At 64.2% G+C, this 20,332-nt stretch carries 20 protein-coding genes; 7 read left to right on the forward strand and 13 right to left on the reverse strand.

Translation table 11 applies throughout. From position 1 onward, the window contains the following. Position 1: 1 nt before the first annotated feature. From AWB81_RS10185 to AWB81_RS10200, 4 genes are all read right to left on the reverse strand, one after another. Entirely contained in the window at positions 2-1,000 is a 999-nt protein-coding gene (locus AWB81_RS10185; RefSeq protein ID WP_062634802.1) for an NAD(P)H-dependent glycerol-3-phosphate dehydrogenase, read from the reverse strand. Between the two features lie 35 nt (positions 1,001-1,035). Continuing rightward, positions 1,036-1,506, reverse strand: coding sequence for a protein-export chaperone SecB (gene secB, locus AWB81_RS10190; RefSeq protein ID WP_062634804.1), 471 nt, complete (start codon positions 1,504-1,506; stop codon positions 1,036-1,038). A 97-nt stretch (positions 1,507-1,603) separates the two neighbouring features. Beyond that, positions 1,604-1,864 (reverse strand): glutaredoxin 3, encoded by a 261-nt coding sequence (gene grxC / locus AWB81_RS10195; RefSeq protein ID WP_062634806.1) that lies wholly within the window; start codon positions 1,862-1,864, stop codon positions 1,604-1,606. Next, positions 1,861-2,286 carry a rhodanese-like domain-containing protein gene (locus AWB81_RS10200; RefSeq protein ID WP_062634808.1) on the reverse strand — a complete coding sequence of 142 codons (426 nt, stop codon included), beginning with the start codon at positions 2,284-2,286 and terminating at the stop codon, positions 1,861-1,863. Before AWB81_RS10200 ends, grxC begins: the two co-directional genes overlap by 4 nt. A 195-nt stretch (positions 2,287-2,481) precedes the next feature. Between AWB81_RS10200 and gpmA the strand changes: the two genes are divergently transcribed. The 4 genes from gpmA to AWB81_RS10220 all read left to right on the forward strand — a co-directional run bounded on the left by gpmA (position 2,482) and on the right by AWB81_RS10220 (position 7,420). After that, a complete protein-coding gene (gene gpmA, locus AWB81_RS10205; protein ID WP_062634810.1) occupies positions 2,482-3,228 on the forward strand; it encodes a 2,3-diphosphoglycerate-dependent phosphoglycerate mutase in 747 nt (248 codons plus the stop codon). A gap of 349 nt (positions 3,229-3,577) precedes the next feature. Beyond that, the gene (locus AWB81_RS10210) at positions 3,578-5,158 is read left to right on the forward strand and encodes a S41 family peptidase (RefSeq protein WP_062634812.1); all 1,581 of its coding nucleotides are present in this window, start codon (positions 3,578-3,580) and stop codon (positions 5,156-5,158) included. Between the two features lie 135 nt (positions 5,159-5,293). Then, complete coding sequence (locus AWB81_RS10215; protein ID WP_062634814.1) at positions 5,294-6,052, forward strand: HesA/MoeB/ThiF family protein; 759 nt, start codon at positions 5,294-5,296, stop codon at positions 6,050-6,052. 144 nt (positions 6,053-6,196) lie between these two features. Continuing rightward, positions 6,197-7,420: an autotransporter strand-loop-strand O-heptosyltransferase gene (locus AWB81_RS10220; RefSeq protein ID WP_062634816.1), complete on the forward strand. Its 1,224-nt coding sequence runs from the start codon at positions 6,197-6,199 to the stop codon at positions 7,418-7,420. Here the strand turns inward: AWB81_RS10220 and ptsP are convergent. The 7 genes from ptsP to AWB81_RS10255 form a co-directional block, all read right to left on the reverse strand. Further along, complete coding sequence (gene ptsP / locus AWB81_RS10225; protein ID WP_200822480.1) at positions 7,417-9,174, reverse strand: phosphoenolpyruvate--protein phosphotransferase; 1,758 nt, start codon at positions 9,172-9,174, stop codon at positions 7,417-7,419. The two genes, AWB81_RS10220 and ptsP, sit on opposite strands and share 4 nt — an antisense overlap. A gap of 196 nt (positions 9,175-9,370) precedes the next feature. Then, complete coding sequence (locus AWB81_RS10230) at positions 9,371-9,640, reverse strand: HPr family phosphocarrier protein (RefSeq protein ID WP_062634820.1); 270 nt, start codon at positions 9,638-9,640, stop codon at positions 9,371-9,373. A gap of 31 nt (positions 9,641-9,671) precedes the next feature. Further along, on the reverse strand, positions 9,672-10,160 hold the full coding sequence (locus tag AWB81_RS10235; RefSeq protein ID WP_062634821.1) for a PTS sugar transporter subunit IIA: 489 nt from the start codon (positions 10,158-10,160) through the stop codon (positions 9,672-9,674). 302 nt (positions 10,161-10,462) lie between these two features. Continuing rightward, positions 10,463-11,419, reverse strand: a complete 957-nt coding sequence (gshB, locus tag AWB81_RS10240) for a glutathione synthase (RefSeq protein ID WP_062634823.1) — start codon at positions 11,417-11,419, stop codon at positions 10,463-10,465. Positions 11,420-11,505: 86 nt separating this feature from the next. After that, positions 11,506-12,795 carry a glutamate--cysteine ligase gene (gene gshA, locus AWB81_RS10245; protein WP_062634825.1) on the reverse strand — a complete coding sequence of 430 codons (1,290 nt, stop codon included), beginning with the start codon at positions 12,793-12,795 and terminating at the stop codon, positions 11,506-11,508. 292 nt (positions 12,796-13,087) lie between these two features. Continuing rightward, positions 13,088-14,569 (reverse strand): ammonium transporter, encoded by a 1,482-nt coding sequence (locus tag AWB81_RS10250; protein ID WP_062634827.1) that lies wholly within the window; start codon positions 14,567-14,569, stop codon positions 13,088-13,090. A 31-nt stretch (positions 14,570-14,600) separates the two neighbouring features. After that, complete coding sequence (locus AWB81_RS10255) at positions 14,601-14,939, reverse strand: P-II family nitrogen regulator (protein ID WP_014190273.1); 339 nt, start codon at positions 14,937-14,939, stop codon at positions 14,601-14,603. A 424-nt stretch (positions 14,940-15,363) separates the two neighbouring features. On the opposite strand from AWB81_RS10255, the gene AWB81_RS10260 reads away from it, so the two are divergent. After that, on the forward strand, positions 15,364-15,624 hold the full coding sequence (locus AWB81_RS10260) for an accessory factor UbiK family protein (protein WP_062634829.1): 261 nt from the start codon (positions 15,364-15,366) through the stop codon (positions 15,622-15,624). A gap of 96 nt (positions 15,625-15,720) precedes the next feature. After that, the gene (locus AWB81_RS10265; RefSeq protein WP_062634831.1) at positions 15,721-17,268 is read left to right on the forward strand and encodes a YifB family Mg chelatase-like AAA ATPase; all 1,548 of its coding nucleotides are present in this window, start codon (positions 15,721-15,723) and stop codon (positions 17,266-17,268) included. 354 nt (positions 17,269-17,622) lie between these two features. Here the strand turns inward: AWB81_RS10265 and AWB81_RS10270 are convergent, their stop codons facing one another. After that, the gene (locus AWB81_RS10270; RefSeq protein WP_062635015.1) at positions 17,623-18,186 is read right to left on the reverse strand and encodes a hypothetical protein; all 564 of its coding nucleotides are present in this window, start codon (positions 18,184-18,186) and stop codon (positions 17,623-17,625) included. A gap of 196 nt (positions 18,187-18,382) precedes the next feature. Here AWB81_RS10270 and AWB81_RS10275 point away from each other — a divergent pair, with 196 nt between their 5' ends. After that, positions 18,383-18,919: a peroxiredoxin family protein gene (locus AWB81_RS10275; RefSeq protein WP_062634833.1), complete on the forward strand. Its 537-nt coding sequence runs from the start codon at positions 18,383-18,385 to the stop codon at positions 18,917-18,919. A 61-nt stretch (positions 18,920-18,980) separates the two neighbouring features. Here the strand turns inward: AWB81_RS10275 and AWB81_RS10280 are convergent, their stop codons facing one another. Then, positions 18,981-20,321 carry a sigma-54-dependent transcriptional regulator gene (locus AWB81_RS10280; RefSeq protein WP_062634835.1) on the reverse strand — a complete coding sequence of 447 codons (1,341 nt, stop codon included), beginning with the start codon at positions 20,319-20,321 and terminating at the stop codon, positions 18,981-18,983. Between the last annotated feature and the right edge of the window lie 11 nt (positions 20,322-20,332).

The raw sequence follows: 20,332 nt of genomic DNA on the forward strand, positions 1-20,332 counted from the left end.
CTTATTCGGCTTTCGCGTCCCGGCTGAGCAGCGCGTGAACCGCGTCGCGCGGCGTGACGTCTTCGAACAGCACGCGACAGACGGCGTGCGTGATGGGCATCTCGATATTGCGCGACTGCGCGAGCGCGAGGACCGCGCGCGCGCAGCGCACGCCTTCCGCGACATGGCCGAGCGCCGCGAGAATCTCGGTGAGCGTTCGTCCTGTTGCAAGCTGCATTCCCACGGTGCGATTGCGGGAAAGATCGCCGGTCGCGGTGAGGATCAGGTCGCCGAGGCCCGTGAGCCCGGTAAAGGTTTCGGCGCGGCCGCCGAGCGCGACGCCGAGCCGCGACATTTCCGCAAGACCCCGCGTGATGAGCGCGGCGCGCGCGTTCAGGCCGAGTCCGAGGCCGTCGGAGATACCCGTCGCGATGGCGAGCACGTTTTTCACCGCGCCGCCGACTTCGACGCCGATCACGTCGTCGCCGGTATAGATGCGCATTGCGCCGTGATGGAATGCGGCGACGGTGCGCTCGGCAAGCACGGGCGAACTGCTCGCGACCGTCAGCGCGACCGGCAACCCCTGCCCCACTTCGCGCGCGAAGCTCGGGCCCGACAGCGTGCCGTTGCTCGCGTGCTGCGGCAGTTCGGCCGCGACGACCTCGTTCGGCAGACACTGCGTGTCCGCTTCGAAGCCCTTGCAGAGCCAGACGATGTGCGCAGGAACGACGCCAATGTCGCGCATCGACCGGCATAGCGCGCGCAGGCCGGCTACGGGCGTCGCGACGACGCACAGCGCATCGTCAGCCGCAGCGTGGGTCAGCGCCGCGGCCAGTTCGGTTTCAAAGCGCAGCGACGCCGGCAGCGTCACGCCGCGCAAATAGCGCTCGTTTTCGTGCGATCCGGAAAGGGATTCGATGAGCGCGCGATCGCGCGCCCAGAGCACCGCGTCGTGGCGTGTGGCCAGATGGCCTGCTAGAGCGGTGCCCCATGCTCCGGCGCCGAGAACGGCTACTTTCATGCTCGGCTCCGGGTCCGGCGGGTTGGACAGTCTGCTTAGTGCGTCGCGCCGTTCGCCGCGCCTTCCTGAGCCGCCGCGAGCTGCGAGATGCGCTGCTCGTAGAGCGCCTGGAAGTTGATTTCCGCGAGGTGGATTGGCGGGAAACCGGCGCGGGTGATCGCGTCGGCGATATTCGAACGCAGGTACGGGAACAGAATGGTCGGGCAGGCGATGCCGACGAGCGGATCGATCTGGTCGGCCGGAATGTTGCGGATATCGAAAATGCCCGCTTGCTTCGCTTCGATCAGGAACGCGACCTTGTCGGTGACCTTCGCGGTGACCGTGCCCGTGACCAGCACTTCGAAGACGCTTTCCGCGAGGCGCTCGGCCTTCACGTCGACTTCGACTTCCACCGACGGCATTTCCTGTTCGAGAAAGATCCCCGGCGAGTTGGGCTGCTCGAGCGACATATCCTTCAGGTAAATGCGCTGGATGTTGAAGAACGGTTGGTTGTTGTCGTCAGACATGGTGAATTCCCTTGATTATTTCGATGGTCGGCGCCGCGCTATCGTTGGTTTTTGCGACGACGCCGTCCGTCGCGGCTTCTCGCCGCAACGGAATTGCTCAGGCCGATTCCAGTAGCGGCGTCAGACCGCCCTTGCGATCGAGCGCGGAAAGATCGTCGTAGCCGCCCACGTGCGTTTCGCCGATGTACACCTGCGGCACCGTACGGCGGCCGGTACGGGTCATCATTTCCTCACGCCGGCCGGGTTCGCGATCGATCAGCACTTTTTCGATGTGCTCGACCCCGCGCGACTTTAAAAGACGTTCGGCCATCTGGCAATACGGACACACTTGGGTGCTGTACATCACGACTTTATTCACTTGACTGCTCCTTGTTTCACGACCGGCATGCCGGCCTTCTGCCAGGCGTCGACACCGCCTTGCAGAACATGGACTTCGCTGTAGCCGGCTTCCGTCACGGCGCGGCTCGCCTTCTGCGATTGCTGTCCGGTCTGGCACACCAGAATGACCGGATTGCTCTTATTCTTCGCGATTTGACCGATCTTTGCTTGGAGGTCCGCCATTTCGAGATGTCGCGCCGACGGAAGATGACCCTGCGCGTATTGCGCAGCGGAACGCAGGTCGATGACCACGGCGTTGCGCCGGTTGATCAGCGTGGTGGCTTCGGCAGCGGAAACGCCGCCGCGTCCACGACGGGTAATCGCCGGCCAGAGGAGCAACCCACCGGAAATGAGGGCGATCGCGATGAGTACAAGGTTCGTGTAATCGGTGAAAAACTTCACGGAAGGGCCGCCGAAAGTGGAGAAAGGGAAGAAAGAAAAAATCGGGATAATCGGGGCATTATAAAATAACCGTTTGCCGTGATGGCTTCGGCTGTTCGGACGATGGCGCGCGCCCCCGGCTGCGAGCACAATCGGACACGATCGAACGTCAGGTCTTCCCGCTTTTCCGCTTCCCAACTAACCGACCTATCAGACATGTACAAGCTAGTGCTCATCCGCCACGGCGAATCGACGTGGAACAAGGAAAACCGGTTCACGGGCTGGGTCGATGTCGACCTGACCGAGCAGGGCAACCGCGAAGCACGCCAGGCAGGCGTGCTGCTGAAGGAAGCCGGCTTCTCGTTCGACATCGCCTACACCTCCGTCTTGAAGCGCGCGATCCGCACGCTCTGGCACGTGCAGGACGAGATGGACGAAATGTATCTGCCCGTCGTCCATTCGTGGCGCCTGAACGAGCGGCACTACGGCGCGCTGTCCGGGCTGAACAAGGCCGAGACCGCCAAGAAATACGGCGACGAGCAGGTGCTGGTCTGGCGCCGCAGCTACGACACGCCGCCACCCGCGCTCGCGGCGGACGACGAGCGCACGTCCAACAACGATCCGCGCTATGCGAAGGTGCCGCGCGAGCAGTTGCCGCTCACCGAATGCCTGAAGGACACGGTCGCGCGCGTGCTGCCGGTGTGGAACGAGTCGATCGCGCCTGCCATCAAGTCGGGCAAGCGCGTGCTGATCGCGGCGCACGGCAATTCGATGCGCGCGCTCGTCAAGTATCTCGACAACATCTCGGACGACGACATCGTCGGCCTGAACATTCCGAATGGCGTGCCGCTCGTGTATGAACTCGACGCCGATCTGAAGCCGATCAAGCACTACTATCTCGGCGACCAGGAAGCGATCGCCGCCGCGCAGGCCGCCGTGGCGAAACAAGGCAAGGCGGGCTGACCGCATCGCGGGCCGGGGTGGTTCCCCGGCCCGTTTTTCATTTGCCCGGCGTCGATTTGGTCGGCTGCCGGCAAGGCGTTGCGTGACGTGATGATCTTCCGGTCATGTGCCGCCTTCGCACATGGCAACCCCGTCATCTGCGTGACAGGCAGGCGCTTCCCCGTCAGGTCGTCCGTCCGTTCATTGCGCGCCGTCCGTCGTGATCGTGCGCGCGGCTCGCATCCGCCGCGCCGCCCGCGCGCCCTTTGCCTGCACCTTTAAGCTGCGTTTAAGTCGTTGCGGGAAACGACCATGTATACTGGCCTGTCACCTACGATCCAGCCTAATCCGCTTCCGACCGCAACACTCTATGCGAAAGAACCTGAAAAACATCGGCCTGATCGCCGCGGGCCTCGCTACCGGCGCGCTCGCAACCCTGCAGATCTCCGCGTCCGCCCAGCAATCCGCCACTGCGCCGCTGCCGCTCGATCAATTGCGGTTGTTTGCCGAAGTCTTCGGGCAAATCAAGCATGAATACGTCGAACCGGTCGACGACAAGAAGCTCCTGACGGCCGCGATCAAGGGCATGGTGTCGAGCCTCGACCCGCACTCGTCCTATCTCGACAAGACCGACTACGAAGAACTCCAGGAGCAGACCAAGGGTCGCTTCGCGGGTCTCGGCATTGAAATCTCATCGGAAGACGGGCTGATCAAGGTGATTTCGCCGATCGAGGACACGCCCGCGTTCCGCGCCGGCATCCGTCCGGGCGACCTCATCACGCGCATCAACGACAAGCCCGTGCGCGGCATGACACTCGACAAGGCCGTGAAGCAGATGCGCGGCGAGCCGGGCACGAAGGTCACGCTCACTATCTTCCGCAAGACCGACGACCGCACGTTCCCGATCACCGTCACGCGCGCGCTGATCCGCGTGCAGTCGGTGAAGATGAAGATTCCGGAGCCGGGCTACGGCTATATCCGCATCACGAGCTTCCAGGAACGCACCGTTCCCGATCTCGCGGCGAAGCTGCAGGACCTCGCGCGCCAGCAGCCGGACCTGAAGGGTCTCGTGATCGATCTGCGCAACAACGGCGGTGGCCTCTTGCAGAGCGCGGTCGGCGTGGCGGGCGCGTTCCTGCCGGACAACGCGGTCGTGGTGTCGACCAACGGACAGATCGCCGACGCGAAGCAGACCTTCCGCGACACCTATGAGAACTACCGCCTGCCGTCGTTCGATTCGGATCCGCTGAAGGATGTGCCACCAATCTTCAAGAAGGTGCCGATCGTGGTGCTGACGAACGCGTATTCGGCGTCGGCTTCGGAGATCGTCGCCGGTGCGTTGCAGGATCACCGTCGCGCGCTGATCGTCGGCAAGACGACGTTCGGCAAGGGCTCGGTGCAAACCGTCCGTCCCATGACCGCCGACACCGCGCTGCGCCTGACGACGGCCTACTACTACACGCCGAGCGGCAAGTCGATCCAGAACCAGGGCGTGCGCCCCGACGTGCCGGTCGACCAGTACGCGGACGGCGATCCGGACGACGCGCTCGTGACGCGCGAAGTCGACTACTCGAACCACCTCGCGAACACGCAGGATCCGAACGAGAAGAAGGAACAGGAAGCGCGCGAAGCCGACCGTCTCGAACAACTGCGGATTCTGGAAGAGCAGAACGACAAGAAGACGCCGGAACAACGCCGCAAGGATCGCGAACGCAAGCCGGTCGAATTCGGCAGCTCCGACGACTTCATGCTCCAGCAGGCGCTGAACAAGCTGGAAGGCAAGCAGGTCGTCGAATCGAAGTCGATCAGCGAGCGCAAGCTGGCGCAGAACAAGCCGCCGCGGTCGGCTTCGGCGCCGGTCGCGGTCAAGCCGGCACTGCCAGCCACGCCGGGCTCGTCGCCGGCATCGGGCGCCGCGCCGGCTTCCGCGCCGACGGCCGAGAGCAAGTAAGCTGTATCGGGCTTCGCGGCGCCGCGCCGCGAAGCCCACGTTTCTTCCTCACGCGGCGCGCGATCTAAAATATCTCACGCAAAGCGCGCCGCCCCGCCGGCGCTCGCGTCGACGCAACGTCCACCGCACCACCCGATGAACGACGACCAACTCCTCCGCTACTCCCGCCATATCCTCGTCGACGAGATCGGCATTGAGGCGCAGCAACGCTTTCTCGACGCGCACGCGCTCGTGATCGGCGCGGGCGGGCTCGGTTCCCCGGCAGCGATGTATCTGGCGGCATCGGGTGTCGGCGAGATCACGCTCGTCGATGCCGACACGGTCGATCTCACGAACCTGCAGCGGCAGATCCTGCACGTGACGCGCTCGGTGGGCAGGCCCAAAGTCGAATCGGGCCGCGATGCGCTCGCGGCGCTCAATCCGGAGGTGAAGGTTCACGCGCTCAAGCAGCGCGCCGACGCCGCCTGGCTCGACGAAAACGTGCCGCGCATGACCGTCGTGCTCGACTGCACCGACAACTTCGCGACGCGCCACGCAATCAATGCCGCCTGCGTCGCGCACAAAGTGCCGCTGGTCTCGGGCGCGGCGCTGCGCTTCGACGGCCAGATCAGCACCTTCGACTTCCGCTCGGAACAGTCGCCCTGCTACGCGTGCGTGTTCCCGCCCGATCAGGCATTCGAGGAAGTCGCGTGCTCGACGATGGGCGTGTTCGCGCCGACAGTCGGCATCATCGGCGCGATGCAGGCGGCCGAGGCGCTGCGCGTGATCGGCGGCTTCGGCGAGACGCTCGAAGGACGCCTGATGATGCTCGACTCGCTGCGCATGGAATGGAACACGATGCGCATCGCGCGCCAGCCGGCGTGCCCCGTCTGCGGCACGCAGCACAGCCGCTGAACACCGGGCGTCTGCCGACGCTATCTCAAATTTAAGAGTTCTCCAATTTCGACGATGGGCGCGCCGCCTTAAGGTGTGCGCTGCTTTTTTTCGCCCATCCGGCGGCCGGCACCAGGATGCCGGCGCCATCGAACCGGAGTCTCAATGAGCGGCACAGACAACGCGAGCACGCAGCGCGGCCTTACCCGAAGCACATTCGCCAGTCCGGGGGCCCCGGTTCTCGCTGGCTCCGAGGGCATTCTTTACGACTTCAACTATGGCTGTCGCGTGCAGGTGCCCGTCGACGGCTGGCGCGTGCGCATGATCGATCTCGATACGCACAGCCTGCTGTTCGACGAGCCGGTCGAGGCCGGCGTCGTCGTGACGAGCCGCCGCAAGTATTTCGTGCGTTTCAGGCTCGTGGTGCTCGACGGCGAGCGGCTCGTGTTTTCGCACGACTACGACGCGCGCGCAAAGATGGTCGTAGTGCGCCCGTCCACGATGGCGCTCGGCGACTCGCTCGCGTGGGTGCCGATCGTCGATGCCTTTCGCGCGCAGCATCGGTGCGATCTGGTCATGCTGCTGGCCGAACATCTCCAGCCGCTCTTCGCAGCGAGCCATCCGCACATCCGTTTCGTGACGCGCGAAGCGCTCGACGCTCTCGCCGCCGACGCCTACGCGACCTACTACCTCGGACTCTTCTCGCCCTACACCGACCGCGATCATCAGCCGACCGATCCGCGCGTCAGCAGCATGCGGGACTCGATCGCATACATGCTCGGCATGCCGTGCGCCGAGCGGCGGCCGAATCTCGTCGTCCCGGATACGGCGCGGCGCATTCCCGAGCGCTACGTCTGCATCGCGACGCAGGCGACAGCGCAATGCAAGTACTGGAACAACCCGCGCGGCTGGCCGACGGTGATCGCGCATCTGAAGCAACTGGGTTATCGCGTGCTGTGCATCGACCGCGAGCGCGAGTATGGCCTCGGCGACTACATCAATACGATGCCGGACGGCTGCGAGGACTTCACGGGTAATCGGCCGCTACAGGAACGCGCGAACCTCTTGCTGCATGCGGATTTTTTCATCGGGCTGGGAAGCGGGCTGTCGTGGCTCGCGTGGGCGGTCGGGACGCCGGTCGTGTTGATCAGCGGCTTCTCGCATCCGCAGACCGAATTCCGCACGCCCTATCGCGTGATCAACTTCCACGCGTGCAACAGTTGCTTCAACGACACGACGACCCAGTTTGACGCCCGCGACTTCCTCTGGTGCCCGCGCCGCCACGACAAACCGCAGCGCTTTCAGTGCACATGGGCGATCTCGCCGGAACATGTGATTAGCGAGGTGCATCGGCTGATTGCCGAGCACCGGCTCGCGGAAACGCTTTAAACCTTCTGCAGTGCGCTAAGCGCCGTCGCGAGTTCGGCCGGCTCGTAGGCGGCGAGCACATCCGCGACGGGCTTCTCGAATGCCTTCAGGTTCGAGCGCAGGATTTCCTGCTTCACGACCAGCAACTGGCTCGGATGCATCGAGAACTCGGTGAGACCTAGCCCGAGCAACAGGCGCGTGACCGTCGGATCGCCCGCCATTTCCCCGCAGATCGACACCGGCACGCCCGCGCGATTCGCCTCGCGCAGCGTGAACGCGATCAGGTTCAGCACCGCCGGATGCAGCGGATCGTAGAGATGCGCGACGGCGTTGTCCGCGCGATCGATCGCGAGCGTGTACTGGATCAGGTCGTTCGTGCCGATCGACAGGAAATCGAGCCGCTTCAGGAAAAGGCGCACCGCAATCGCCGCCGCCGGAATTTCGATCATCGCGCCGACCTGCACGTTCGGATCGTAGGCGATGCCGGCGTCGTCGAGCTGGCGCTTCGCTTCCTGGATAAGGTCGAGCGTCTGGTCGATTTCCTGTGCGTGCGCGAGCATCGGAATCAGGATCTTCGCCTGACCGAACGCCGATGCCCGCAGGATCGCCCGCAACTGCGTCATGAACATCTGCGGCTCGGACAGGCTCCAGCGGATCGCGCGCAGGCCGAGCGCCGGGTTCGGAGCGGTCTCGTAGCCGTCGCCGCTCATCGAATCGAGCGGCTTGTCGGCGCCGACGTCGATCGTGCGGATCGTCACCGGCCGGCCGTTCATCAGTTCGATCGCGCGCTTGTAGGCCTCGAACTGCTCCTCTTCCTCGGGCAGCCGGTCCTTGTGGTTCATGAACAGGAACTCGGTCCGGAACAGGCCGACGCCCATCGCGCCCGCTTCCACGGCGGTCTGCGCGTCGTCCGGCAATTCGATGTTCGCGCACAGTTCGATCTTGGTGCCGTCGAGCGTCTGCGTCGGCGAAAACTTCAGGCGCTGGAGCTTTCTCTGCTCCAGGACTTTTTCGCTCTGCCGATACGAATATTCCTCGAGCACGATCGGCGCCGGATCGACGATCACGATACCGTGGTCGCCGTCGACGATGATCAGGTCGTTCTGCCGGATCAGCACGCTCGCCTGCTGCACGCCGACCGAGGCCGGAATCCCAAGGCTGCGCGCGACGATTGCCGTGTGCGAGGTGCGTCCACCGAGATCCGTCACGAAGCCCTTGAACGCCTGCGTCTTGAACTGGAGCATGTCGGCGGGCGCAATGTCGTGCGCGACGACGATCATCTCGTTGTGACCGTTGCTCGCGGCATTGTGCGCGACGAGCGATGCCGTCGACGGTGCGCCCGCCAGCGCCTTTAGCACGCGCTCGACGACCTGCTCGATGTCCGCCTTGCGCTCGCGCAGGTATTCGTCTTCGATGTCGTCGAAATGGCGGCTCAGGATTTCGAGCTGCTCGGTCAGCGCCCATTCGACGTTGTAGCGCCGAGTGCGCACGAGGTCGATGGTTTCCTGCACGAGCATCGCGTCGTTCAGGATCATCGAGTGAACATTGATGAATGCGCCCATTTCGCTGGGCGCGTCGGCGGCGAGGTCGTCGCGCAGGGCGTCGAGTTCCGCGTGCACGAGTTCCTGCGCCGCGTGAAAGCGCTCGATTTCAGCGCCGATCTGGTCCGGTTCGATCAAGTAATGGTCGACATCAAGGGCAGCGGGCGCGATTAGATAGGCACGCCCGATGGCGATGCCGCGTGAGACGGGAATTCCATGCAGCGTGAAGGACACGCGCACCTCCTCTAGTTGTGATGTGACCGCGGTCTCTCATGGTCCACGGTTCGCCGCCCGATGGCGTCCGGACTGGCGCGATCATTATAAATTCGATCGCCTCGCGCGGCCCGATACAGCGCAAGAAGAAGACGCGCAACAAAAAAGCCGCGTCGATGCGCGGCTTTCGTGGATACGTCCTCTGGGCGACAGTCCGTTATTGGCCTTCGCCGAACTTGTCGGCGATCATCGCGAGGATCGCCTGCATCGCGTCGCCCTCGTCCGGGCCTTCGGTTTCGATCACGACCGTCGCGCCGATGCCCGCCGCCAGCATCATCACGCCCATGATGCTCTTCGCGTTGATCCGGCGGCCGTTGCGGCTCATCCAGATTTCGCTCTGATAGTTCGCTGCCAGTTGTGTGAGCTTGGCCGAAGCGCGTGCGTGAAGCCCCAGCTTGTTCACGATTGTTGTTTCTTGTTGCAGCATGATGCTCCGAAACGCTGAGTGAATGAAGTGGCTACGACGCGACCGCCTTCGCCGTCACGAGATCGGCGCTCGCCGACGATGCGGGATCGGCCGTGCCCGGCTTCGCCGTCGCGAGCGCGCAGGGATTCTGCGGCGTCGTGCAATCCAGTTCCTGGATGCCCTTGGAGCCGCCCTGCAGGATCTTCTCGGTGAGCGTGTCGAGCGGCGTCGTGCGATAGCAGACCGCGCGCACGAGCATCGGCAGGTTGACGCCGGCGAGCACGCGCACGTCCTCGCCGGCAAGGCTCTGCGCGATGTTCGCGGGCGTCGCGCCGAACACGTCGGTGAGCACGATCGCGCCGTTGTCTTCCCTCAGACGATCGATCTCCGAACGCGCAAACGCGCGAACCTCGACGGGATCGCAGTCCGGCATCACGTCGATGACGCCGATGCGGGCGGGCAAGCCGCCGTAAATGTGAGCGACGCACTCGCGGAGCGCGGAAGCGAACGGTGCGTGCGCGATGATCAGAATGCCAGCCATGTCAGGAATGCTGCCCTCAAAACGACGAAAACTGTCGGTAAACATCGAAATGCGCCGCGAAACAGGGAATGCGGCTGCCGGGACGTCGGTTTCGAGAGCGGATCGACCGAAAGCTCAAGCTTAGCCGCGATCCGTCCGAAACGCTGTGGCGCGGCCACCCGTTTATCCGACGTACTAACGGCAGCTTGCGCCACGATCCTTAATTGAGGCTTTAAAACGGCTTTCAAAGCCAGGATCGTACCCCGATTTTCCGAATTCCCGCATGCCATCCGCGGTCGGCAGATTGTAACAGTCTGGTCCGTTCAGCCCGCCGCGCGTTCGAGCGCGTCGATGAACATGCCGGCAACGTCGAAACCCGTCTGGTCCATGATTTCGCGAAAGCACGTCGGGCTCGTCACGTTGACTTCGGTCAGATAGTCGCCGATGGCGTCCAGTCCGACGAGCAGCAATCCCCGCGCGGCCAGCACCGGCCCGAGCGTTTCCGCGATCTCGCGATCACGCTCGGAAAGCGGTTGCGCGCGCCCGAGGCCGCCCGCTGCCAGATTGCCGCGCACTTCGCTGCCCTGCGGAATGCGTGCAAGCGAATACGGCACTGGCTGCCCGCCGATCAGGAGAATGCGCTTGTCGCCGTCGGTGATCTGCGGGATGAACTTCTGCGCCATCACCGAGCGCGCGCCGTTCTCGCTCAGCATTTCCACGATCGAACCGAGGTTCATGCCGTCCCGCTTCACCCGGAACACGCCCATGCCGCCCATGCCGTCGAGCGGCTTCAGGATCACGTCGCCGTGCTCGGCGTGGAACGCGCGCAGACGCGCGGCGTCGCGCGTGACGAGCGTCGGCGCCACGTACTGCGGCCATTCTGCGATCGCGAGCTTTTCCGAGTGATCGCGGATCGACTGCGGCTTGTTGAATACACGGGCGCCCGCGCGCTCGGCCATTTCGAGGAGCCACGTCGAATTGACATATTCCATGTCGAACGGCGGGTCCTTGCGCATCAGGACGGCGTCGAAATGCGTGAGCGGCATGTGTTCCGGCTGCTCGGCCGCGTACCACGGCGAGCGGTCGCTGTTCGCCTCGTCGCCGACGATCGCGATGCGCTGCACGCGCGCCTCGACGCCGTCACCCGCCCACGCGAGATGCTGCGGCTCGCACGCGTAGAGCACGTGACCGCGGCCCGCGGCCTCGGCCATCATCGCGTAGGTCGTGTCCTTGTAGATCTTGAAGCGATCGAGCGGATCGGCGATAAAAAGGATGTCCATAAAGGTCCATTGTGGCCGTGCGGCCTGGGTTGATCGATGTCCGGCGGTGGCGCACGAATCAGTTGAAGCGCCGCGCACGGAGGTTGTCAGACCTGGATCGCTTCGGGATCGGTCTTTTCGAGTTCCACCGACGCCGCCAGGAGGCCGAGCCGCGCGACGACGCCATACATGTAGAAGCGGTTCGGCGGCGCGGCGCCCGGTTTCGCGTGACTGTCGGGCAGCGCCGTGTGCTCGAAGCCGAGCGGCACGAAATGCATGCCGGGCGCATTCAGATTCTGGTCGCGCTCGCGCGAATCGTGCACGCGATAAAACCCGCCGACGACATACCGGTCGATCATGTACACGACCGGCTCCGCCACGGCGTTCTCGACGCGCTCGAACGTATGGACGCCCTCCTGCACGATCACGTCGTGCACTTGCAGGCCGTCCTTCGCGTCGTTCATCTTCGCGCGCTCGCGCTTGGTGAGCGCGGCGACTTCGGAGGCGTCGTGCACCGTCATCACGCCCTTGCCGTAGGTGCCGGCGTCGGCCTTGATGACGACGTACGGCTTCTCGCTGATGCCGTACTCGCGATACTTCTTCGAGATCTTCTTGATCACGCCGTCGATCGCGTCCGCGAGTGCTTCCTCGCCGGTCCGCGCCTCGTAGTCCACGCCTTCCACGTGCGCGAAGTACGGATTGATCATCCACGGATCGATTTCGACGAGCTTCGCGAACTTCTTCGCGACGTCGTCGTAGCAGGAGAAGTGCGTCGACTTGCGGCGCACCGCCCAGCCGGCGTGCAGCGGCGGCAGCAGGTATTGCTCGTGCAGGTTTTCAAGCACGGGCGGAATGCCCGCCGACAGGTCGTTGTTCAGCAGAATCGAACAGGGATCGAAATTCTTCAGGCCGAGCCGGCGCGGCGTGCGTTCGAGCGGTTCGAGCACGATCTTCTGGCCGTCCGCGAGCGCGATAGTCACCGGGCCGTGGATGTTCTCGTCGAGCGTGCCGAATCGCACGTGCAGGCCCGCCTGACGCATGATCGTCGCGAGCCGGGCGACGTTTTCGAGGTAGAACGCGTTGCGCGTATGGCGCTCCGGAATCACGAGCAGATTCTTCGCGTCCGGGCAGATCTTTTCGATCGACGCCATCGCGGCCTGCACCGCGAGCGGCAGCACTTCCTGCGGCAGGTTGTTGAAACCGCCGGGGAAAAGATTGGTATCGACGGGCGCGAGCTTGAACCCTGCATTGCGCAGATCGACCGAGCAATAGAAGGGCGGCGTGTGTTCCTGCCATTCGAGGCGGAACCAGCGTTCGATGGCCGGCGTGGCGTCGAGGATCTTCCGCTCGAGATCGAGCAGCGGGCCGTTTAACGCCGTGACTAAATGCGGAACCATTGATTTCTCGCGGACTTGAGAGGAAAGATTGTAGAGCAATTGCTTTGCCTACTTGGGGATGAACCGCTATTTGGCAAGGTTTCCCGGGCTCCCGCCAGGGATTGCGCCCTCAATTTTTCCTATGGTTGCGATAGGCGGGCGCCGTCATCTGCATGTCCCGTTTTCGACCAACCAAAAAAATGCCCGCCGTTAGGCGGGCAAAGTCGCTGCGCTCGTTTGGAAGCCGTACTGCGCTTGTATGTTCCGGACCATGGCCGCGCCTCTCGCGCGCGGCCATGGTCCGCGTGATGCGTTATTCGACGTGTTCGCCGTGCAGCGTCACGTCGAGACCTTCGCGTTCCTGTTCTTCCGTCACGCGCAGGCCCATGACCATGTCGATGATCTTCAGCAGGATGAAGCTGACCACGCCGCTGTAGATGACCGTCGTGAGCACGCCCTTCGCCTGCAGCAGCACGCTGCCGTCGAAACCGCCGATGTCCTTGACCGCGAACACGCCGGTCAAAAGCGCGCCGACGATACCGCCGATGCCGTGCACGCCGAACGCGTCGAGCGAGTCGTCATAGCCGAGCTTCGTCTTGAGCCACGTGGCCGACCAGAAGCAGACCACGCCCGCGACGATGCCGATCACGATCGCGCCCGTCACTCCGACGAAGCCCGAAGCCGGCGTGATCGCCACGAGACCGGCAACCGCGCCCGAGATGATGCCGAGAACCGAAGGCTTACCCTTCACGATCCATTCCGCGAACATCCAGCCGAACGCGGCGAATGCGGTCGCGATCTGCGTCGTGAGCATGGCGAAGCCCGCACGGCCGTCCGCCGCCACCGCCGAACCCGCGTTGAAGCCGAACCAGCCCACCCACAGCATCGAGGCGCCGATCAGCGACAGCACCAGGTTGTGCGGCGCCATCACTTCGCGGCCGTAGCCGACGCGCTTGCCGAGCACCAGGCAGCAGACCAGGCCCGCGACACCGGCGTTGATGTGAACGACCGTGCCGCCTGCGAAGTCGAGCACGCCGGCGGATGCCAGCCAGCCGGTCGGTTCCCAGACCATGTGCGCGATCGGCGAATAGACGATCAGCGACCACAGCGTCATGAACACGAGCATCGCCGAGAACTTCATGCGGTCAGCGAACGCGCCGGTGATCAGCGCCGGGGTGATGATCGCGAACGTCATCTGATAGACGAAGTAGACCGATTCCGGAATCGTCGAGGCGAGGTGGCTGACGGTGAGCGTCGTTGCCTTGTCGCCCTTGATGTAGTTCATGCCGTGCAGGAACACACGTGAGAAGCCGCCGAGGAAGGCGCTGCCGGGCGTGAACGCCATGCTGTAGCCGACCACCGTCCAGATGATCGTCACGAGACAGCAGATCGCGAAGCTCTGCATCACGGTCGCGAGCACGTTCTTCTTGCGCACCATGCCGGCGTAGAAGAGCGCGAGGCCGGGGACCGTCATGAACAGCACGAGCGCGGTGGAGGTCAGCATCCAGGCGGTGTCGCCCGAGCTGATCTTCGAGGAATCGACCGAGAAAGGTTCGGTCGGTGCGGCAGGCGCGGCTTCCGATGCACCGGACGCAGCCGCGGCCTCAGCCGACGAAGCCATCGCCGTGTTGGCGCTGACGGGAGATGCGGTGTCGGGTGCGCTTGCGGCTGCCGTGGCAACGGACGCCGGGGCCGAAGCTGCGGCCGGTGCGGACGCGTCCTGGGCCAGAGCGGTGCCGACACTGGCGCCGATCAGCGACCCCGCCATCAACAAGGACATCAATAAGTTGCGCATTCTTCTGTTTCCTCTTATCGCCGAATTCTTTTTAGAGAGCGTCCGCGCCGGTCTCGCCGGTGCGAATACGAATAACCTGTTCAATGGCGGTGACGAAAATCTTGCCGTCGCCGATCTTGCCCGTGCGGGCCGCGCGTTCCACTGCCTCGATCGCCTGGTCGACGATGTCGTCCGACACGGCGGCCTCGATCTTCACCTTCGGCAGAAAATCGACCACATACTCCGCGCCGCGATAGAGCTCGGTGTGGCCTTTCTGACGGCCGAATCCCTTCACCTCGGTCACCGTGATGCCCGAGACGCCGATCGCCGACAGCGCTTCGCGCGCTTCGTCGAGCTTGAACGGCTTGATGATTGCGGTAATGAGCTTCATGTAACCCTCGCTGTGGTGTGCCCTGATCCCGATGCCTGTCGAGCGGCTGTTTTGACCCTTGTGATCGTTGTGCGCCGCATCGTCCCGCCCGCCAGCCGCCAAAAAAGAGCGTGCAGGAAAGGCCCGCGCCACTTATGCAACTCGTGTGCCATGCGAGTGTTCATCGGGCCAAGCGGGATTTTTGGCGACGCCGGGCAAAAGCATCGTCCGGATGGCCAACGCGGCCGAAGCGTGCTGGCGCCGCGTCGGGTTCGTTGCTAGAGTGCTCGCAAGGTCCGGCAGAAAAGGGCGCGGCGGAGGTGGGGCACGTTTGGCAAAAGGGCGGACGGGTGCACTCTCGTGGCGCACCAAAAACGATCATTCGGCGAGCCGGGGCACTGACCTAAGAACGAATGCACTAAAATTGTGCATCAGAGGAAAAACCATGAAACAGCCCAACGACGTATTCAACGATTTCCAGCAGAAGATGAGCGAGCTACTCAAGAATTCGCCGGCGAAAGACCTCGAAAGGAACATGAAGGCTATGCTTTCGCAGGGTTTCTCCAAGCTCGATCTCGTGACGCGCGAGGAATTCGATACACAGACACAGGTGCTCGTCCGCACGCGCGCGCGCCTCGAAGAACTGGAGGCGCGCGTCGCACAGCTCGAACAGCGGCTGACTACCGGCGGGATGTCGCAGGACTGATGCCCCGTTTTTGAGCACACCTCGGCCAAGCGAGCCGTGAAGACTTAATCGAATGCATCGGCGCCGGGTCATCGAGCGCCGGGATCTGGGGAAATCATGTCGCTTGCCGTGGTACGCAGCCGCGCGCCCGCGCCTGGGCGCGCGCCCGAGGTGGTCGTCGAAGTCCACCTCGCCAATGGATTGCCTTCCTTTTCGATCGTCGGCCTCCCCGACCTCGAAGTCCGCGAAAGCCGCGAGCGCGTGCGCGCCGCGCTTCAGAACTGCGGATTCGAATTTCCCGTCCGCAGGATCACCGTCAATCTCGCGCCCGCCGATCTCCCGAAGGAGTCCGGCCGATTCGACCTGCCGATCGCGCTCGGCATACTCGCCGCGAGCGGGCAGATTCCGGCTGAATCGCTCACGCGCCGCGAGTTTGCAGGCGAGTTGTCGCTGACGGGCGCGCTGCGTCCGATACGCGGCGCGTTCGCGATGGTCTGCGGCGCCGCGCGCCAGTACGCGCTTGCCGCGAGCGAAGAAGCGCCGCCCGAGATCTATCTGCCGCTCGCGAGCGCGTCCGAGGCGGCGCTCGTACCGGGCGTCGACGTGTTCGGCGCGGCCGATCTGCCTTCACTCTGCGCGCACCTCGCCGGTAGCATCGACGGTCGGCTTGCGCGCGTGCGCGCGCCAGCCTTGCCTGATTTCAGCGCAGAAGCACCGCAGTCCGATTTGGCGGACGTGATCGGTCATCCGGCGGCGCGTCGCGCGCTGGAAGTCGCTGCGGCGGGCGGACATCACCTGTTGATGATCGGACCGCCCGGCGCGGGCAAGTCGATGCTAGCGGCACGCCTGCCCGGCCTCCTCCCGCCAATGACCGACGACGAAGCGCTGACCTCCGCCGCCATCCTCTCGGCAAGCTCGATCGGCTTTACGCCCGAGCAGTGGCGCCGGCGGCCGTTTCGGGCGCCGCATCACTCGTCGAGTTCGGCGGCGCTCGTCGGCGGGCGCAATCCGCCGCAGCCGGGCGAGATCACATTGGCGCATTTGGGCGTTCTGTTTCTCGACGAATTGCCGGAATTCGACCGGAAAGTGCTGGAGACGCTGCGCGAACCGCTCGAAGCCGGACGCATCACGATCTCGCGCGCCGCGCAGCAGGCGGACTTTCCGGCCGCGTGCCAGCTGGTCGCCGCGATGAATCCGTGTCCGTGTGGCTGGCGCGGCGATCCGAACGGCCGATGCCGCTGCTCGCCGGAAATCGCCGCGCGCTATCTGCGCAAACTGTCGGGGCCGCTGCTGGATCGCATCGATATTCAGATCGAGCTGCCCGCGGTGACGCCCTCGGAACTGTCGGCGCGAAGCGCGGTGCGCGGGGAATCGAGCGCGAGTGTGGCACGCCGTGTCTCCGACGCGCGCGAGCGGCAGTTGCGGCGGCAAGGCAAGACCAATCGCGAACTTGACGGCCGCGAAGCCGATACAGTTTGCCGTCTCGACCCAGCCGCCGAGGCGTTGCTGCGCGAAGCGGGCGAGCGCTTCGGCTGGTCCGCGCGGGCGTATTACCGCGTGCTCAAGGTGACGCGGACCATCGCCGATCTCGACGCGTCCGACACCGCCAGCGCCGCGCATGTCGCCGAGGCGGTTCAATACCGGCGGGCGTTGGCGATTGCTTGAACGGCGAAGACCGCAAAATCTGCTTGTCAAGACTTGACTTATGCACACCGCGCCGCTCCGTTGCGCCTTTTCGTCGTATCGAATGGTGAAAAACACACATCCTCTCAGACCATTGATTTTATTGGATTATTTAATTTGCTCCGATTAGAGGCAAAGTAATGGGGTCCGCGCCAATTGGAGCTATGAGCGGAACCGCACACTCTTTTCCACAAAGTTATCCACAGACGTTGTGGATAGAACAAAAAACTCAGATAAATCCGAGGATTAGCGTCGAAACCTGCTGCGAAATTTCAATTTGAGATGACTGTCTGAGCACGCTCGTTCTGATCGGCTGGCGACATTGGAGTAAACGTTCTAATAAAGTTTGAAGGATGTGAAGAACTGATCCGCCTGTTCTTGCGGCGCTTCCTTCGACGATACGATCGCCACCTGATAGACGTGCACGCCGCGCGCAACAAACCTCGCGTGGATCGAATGCGCTTCGCGCTTCTCTCCGCTTACGCCCTTCACGTCCATCTCGCTGCCGAGCACGCGGCCACCTGCCGCGAGTTCGATCTGCGTCGCGCGCGCGGACGGCGGCACGTTCACGTTGCTGGCGAGGCCGTTCTGAAGAAAGTCGAGCGCGGCGCGCTGCAACTCCGGATCGGCGCTCGGCAACACAACCGTGCCGACGGCGAACACGGCGTCGCCGGCTTCGGCCGTCTGCATCTTCATTTTCATCGACTGTCCGGCGATGCGGACTTCGCGCTCGTCGGAGCGCGGCTTCGCCGGCAGTGTGACTTCGTAGCCGTCGTCGTTGTTCATGATCGTGCGCCAGTCGTAGGCCGGCGTGCAGGCGAGGAGCGCGCCGGCCGCAAGCGATGCGCAGAGCGCGGCGCGCAGCGGGCGAGCGGCAGAACGGACAAACTGACGGGGCAAAGCGAAAGCGAAAGCGAAAGCGAAAGCGAAAATTCGATTCATGACGAAAAAAAATGCGCAAAAGCCGTCATTATCGCCGCTGAATACCGGAGCTTCCGGCACGCGCGAGCCCGCTCCCCGGATTGGCGCTAAAATGACGGGCACTTCTGGCGCAGTCCGCGCGGTTAGTCCGTCTTCCGGTTCCACGAGGTTCCACATGTCCCAAGCCACCCAGCAAACGCCCTCGCGCGGCAAGAGTCCGTTGCGCTACATCGTGATGGCGGTCATCGCGGGCGTCATCGCCTGCACGGGCTACTTCGCGTTCGGCGGACAGCAGCGCGTACCCGACGCCACGTTCACGCTGCTGTCGGGCCAGAAGATTTCGACCTCGGCCGATCTGAAGGGCAAGGTCTATCTCGTCAACTTCTGGGCGACGAGCTGCGAGACCTGCATGAAGGAAATGCCGGAGATGATCAACACGTACAACCGCTTCAAAGGCCGCGGTCTGGAATTCGTCGCGGTGGCGATGAGCTACGACGCGCCGATGTACGTCACGAACTACGCGCAGACGCGCAACCTGCCGTTCAAGGTCGCGATGGACGATGGCAGCGTCGCCAAGCAGTTCGGCAACGTGCAACTGACACCGACCACGTTTGTCATCGACAAGAACGGCAAGATTCTGAAGCGCTATGTCGGCGAACCGACCTTCGCCGAACTCGATGCGCTGCTCGACAAAGCGCTGAACGCCGCCTGATCCGCTGCATCACCGACAAAAAACCCGCCTGCTTTGCCCAGCAGGCGGGTTTTTTTATCCCTCAACGCTCGCCCTCGCTCTTCACCGCGAGCCCGTAGCGCTTGATCTTCTCGTAGAGCGTCGCCTTGCCGAGCTGCAGCCGGTCGGCGGCCGACGCCACCACGCCGCCGCACTGCTGCAGCGCTTCCGCGATCACCGCGCGCTCGAACTGCTCGGTGCGCTCCTTGAGCGACTGCGTCGCGGCGTCGAGCGGCACGGCCGTATGGTCGATCACACCGAGCACCATCCGGTCCGCCGCGTTGCGCAGTTCGCGCACGTTGCCCGGCCAGTCGCGCTGCATCAGTTCCGCGCGCTGACGGTCGGTCAGGAGCGGCGCGGGGCGCTCATAGCGCACGGCGGCGTCGAGCAGGAAATGCTCGAAGAGCGGCACGATGTCCTCGCGACGCTCCGCGAGCGGCGGCAGCGTGATCGTCACCACGTTCAGCCGATACAGCAGGTCGCGCCGGAATGTACCGTCGGCGACGTGTTCCGCCATGTCGCCCTTCGCCGCCGCGACCACGCGGCAGTTCGCGCGGATCGGCTGGTTCGAGCCGAGCCGCTCCAGCACGCCGTCCTGCAGCACGCGCAAGAGCTTCACCTGCAACGAGAGCGGCATGCTCTCGATTTCGTCGAGAAAAAGCGTGCCGCCCGACGCGTGCTCCAGCTTGCCGACGCGCCGCTTTTGCGCGCCGGTGAACGCGCCCGCCTCGTAGCCGAACATCTCGGATTCGAACATCTGCTCCGGCAGCGCGCCGCAATTCACTGCGATGAACGGTTTGTCCCGCCGCGGCGAGAGATCGTGCAGGCTTCGCGCGATCAGTTCCTTGCCTGCTCCGGTGTCGCCGTTGATGAGCACGGACGCATCGGTCGGCGCGACGTTCGCGATCAGCCGTCGCACCTGCTCGATCGCGGGACTGCGCCCGATGATGCGCGGCGCGACGCTGCTCTGCCCCGCCAGCTCGCGCCTCAGCGCCTGGTTTTCGAGCACGAGAGTGCGCCGCTCCAGCGCGCGCCGGACGGCCTCGATCAGGCGCTCGGAGGCGAACGGTTTTTCGATGAAATCGTAGGCGCCGTCGCGCATCGCCTGCACGGCCATCGAGATGTCGCCGTGGCCGGTGACGAGAATCACCGGCACCTCGGGCGCGCGCTCGCGGCATTGCGCGAGCAGGTCGAGGCCGCTCGCGCCCGGCAGGCGGATGTCGCTCACGATCACGCCGGGGAACGCCGCGTCGATCGAACGCGCTGCCGCTTCGACGCTGCCGTGCCCGGCGACTTCGAAGCCCGCGAGTTGCAGGCTCTGGACGCTCGCGCGCCGCACGAGTTCGTCGTCTTCGATAAAGATCACCTGCAGGCCAGTCGTCATTGCTCGGTCTC

Origin of the sequence: Caballeronia arationis, from assembly GCF_001544975.2 — a bacterium.
Classification (GTDB): Bacteria; Pseudomonadota; Gammaproteobacteria; order Burkholderiales; family Burkholderiaceae; genus Caballeronia; species Caballeronia arationis.

Coding starts and splice junctions, on each gene's coding strand:
- AWB81_RS10185 (WP_062634802.1), bottom strand. CDS start 1,000: ATGAAAGTAGCCGTTCTCGGCGCCGGAGCATGGGGCACCGCTCTAGCA.
- secB (WP_062634804.1), bottom strand. CDS start 1,506: ATGTCTGACGACAACAACCAACCGTTCTTCAACATCCAGCGCATTTAC.
- gpmA (WP_062634810.1), top strand. CDS start 2,482: ATGTACAAGCTAGTGCTCATCCGCCACGGCGAATCGACGTGGAACAAG.
- AWB81_RS10210 (WP_062634812.1), top strand. CDS start 3,578: ATGCGAAAGAACCTGAAAAACATCGGCCTGATCGCCGCGGGCCTCGCT.
- AWB81_RS10215 (WP_062634814.1), top strand. CDS start 5,294: ATGAACGACGACCAACTCCTCCGCTACTCCCGCCATATCCTCGTCGAC.
- AWB81_RS10220 (WP_062634816.1), top strand. CDS start 6,197: ATGAGCGGCACAGACAACGCGAGCACGCAGCGCGGCCTTACCCGAAGC.
- AWB81_RS10230 (WP_062634820.1), bottom strand. CDS start 9,640: ATGCTGCAACAAGAAACAACAATCGTGAACAAGCTGGGGCTTCACGCA.
- AWB81_RS10235 (WP_062634821.1), bottom strand. CDS start 10,160: ATGGCTGGCATTCTGATCATCGCGCACGCACCGTTCGCTTCCGCGCTC.
- gshB (WP_062634823.1), bottom strand. CDS start 11,419: ATGGACATCCTTTTTATCGCCGATCCGCTCGATCGCTTCAAGATCTAC.
- gshA (WP_062634825.1), bottom strand. CDS start 12,795: ATGGTTCCGCATTTAGTCACGGCGTTAAACGGCCCGCTGCTCGATCTC.
- AWB81_RS10250 (WP_062634827.1), bottom strand. CDS start 14,569: ATGCGCAACTTATTGATGTCCTTGTTGATGGCGGGGTCGCTGATCGGC.
- AWB81_RS10255 (WP_014190273.1), bottom strand. CDS start 14,939: ATGAAGCTCATTACCGCAATCATCAAGCCGTTCAAGCTCGACGAAGCG.
- AWB81_RS10260 (WP_062634829.1), top strand. CDS start 15,364: ATGAAACAGCCCAACGACGTATTCAACGATTTCCAGCAGAAGATGAGC.
- AWB81_RS10265 (WP_062634831.1), top strand. CDS start 15,721: ATGTCGCTTGCCGTGGTACGCAGCCGCGCGCCCGCGCCTGGGCGCGCG.
- AWB81_RS10275 (WP_062634833.1), top strand. CDS start 18,383: ATGTCCCAAGCCACCCAGCAAACGCCCTCGCGCGGCAAGAGTCCGTTG.
- AWB81_RS10280 (WP_062634835.1), bottom strand. CDS start 20,321: ATGACGACTGGCCTGCAGGTGATCTTTATCGAAGACGACGAACTCGTG.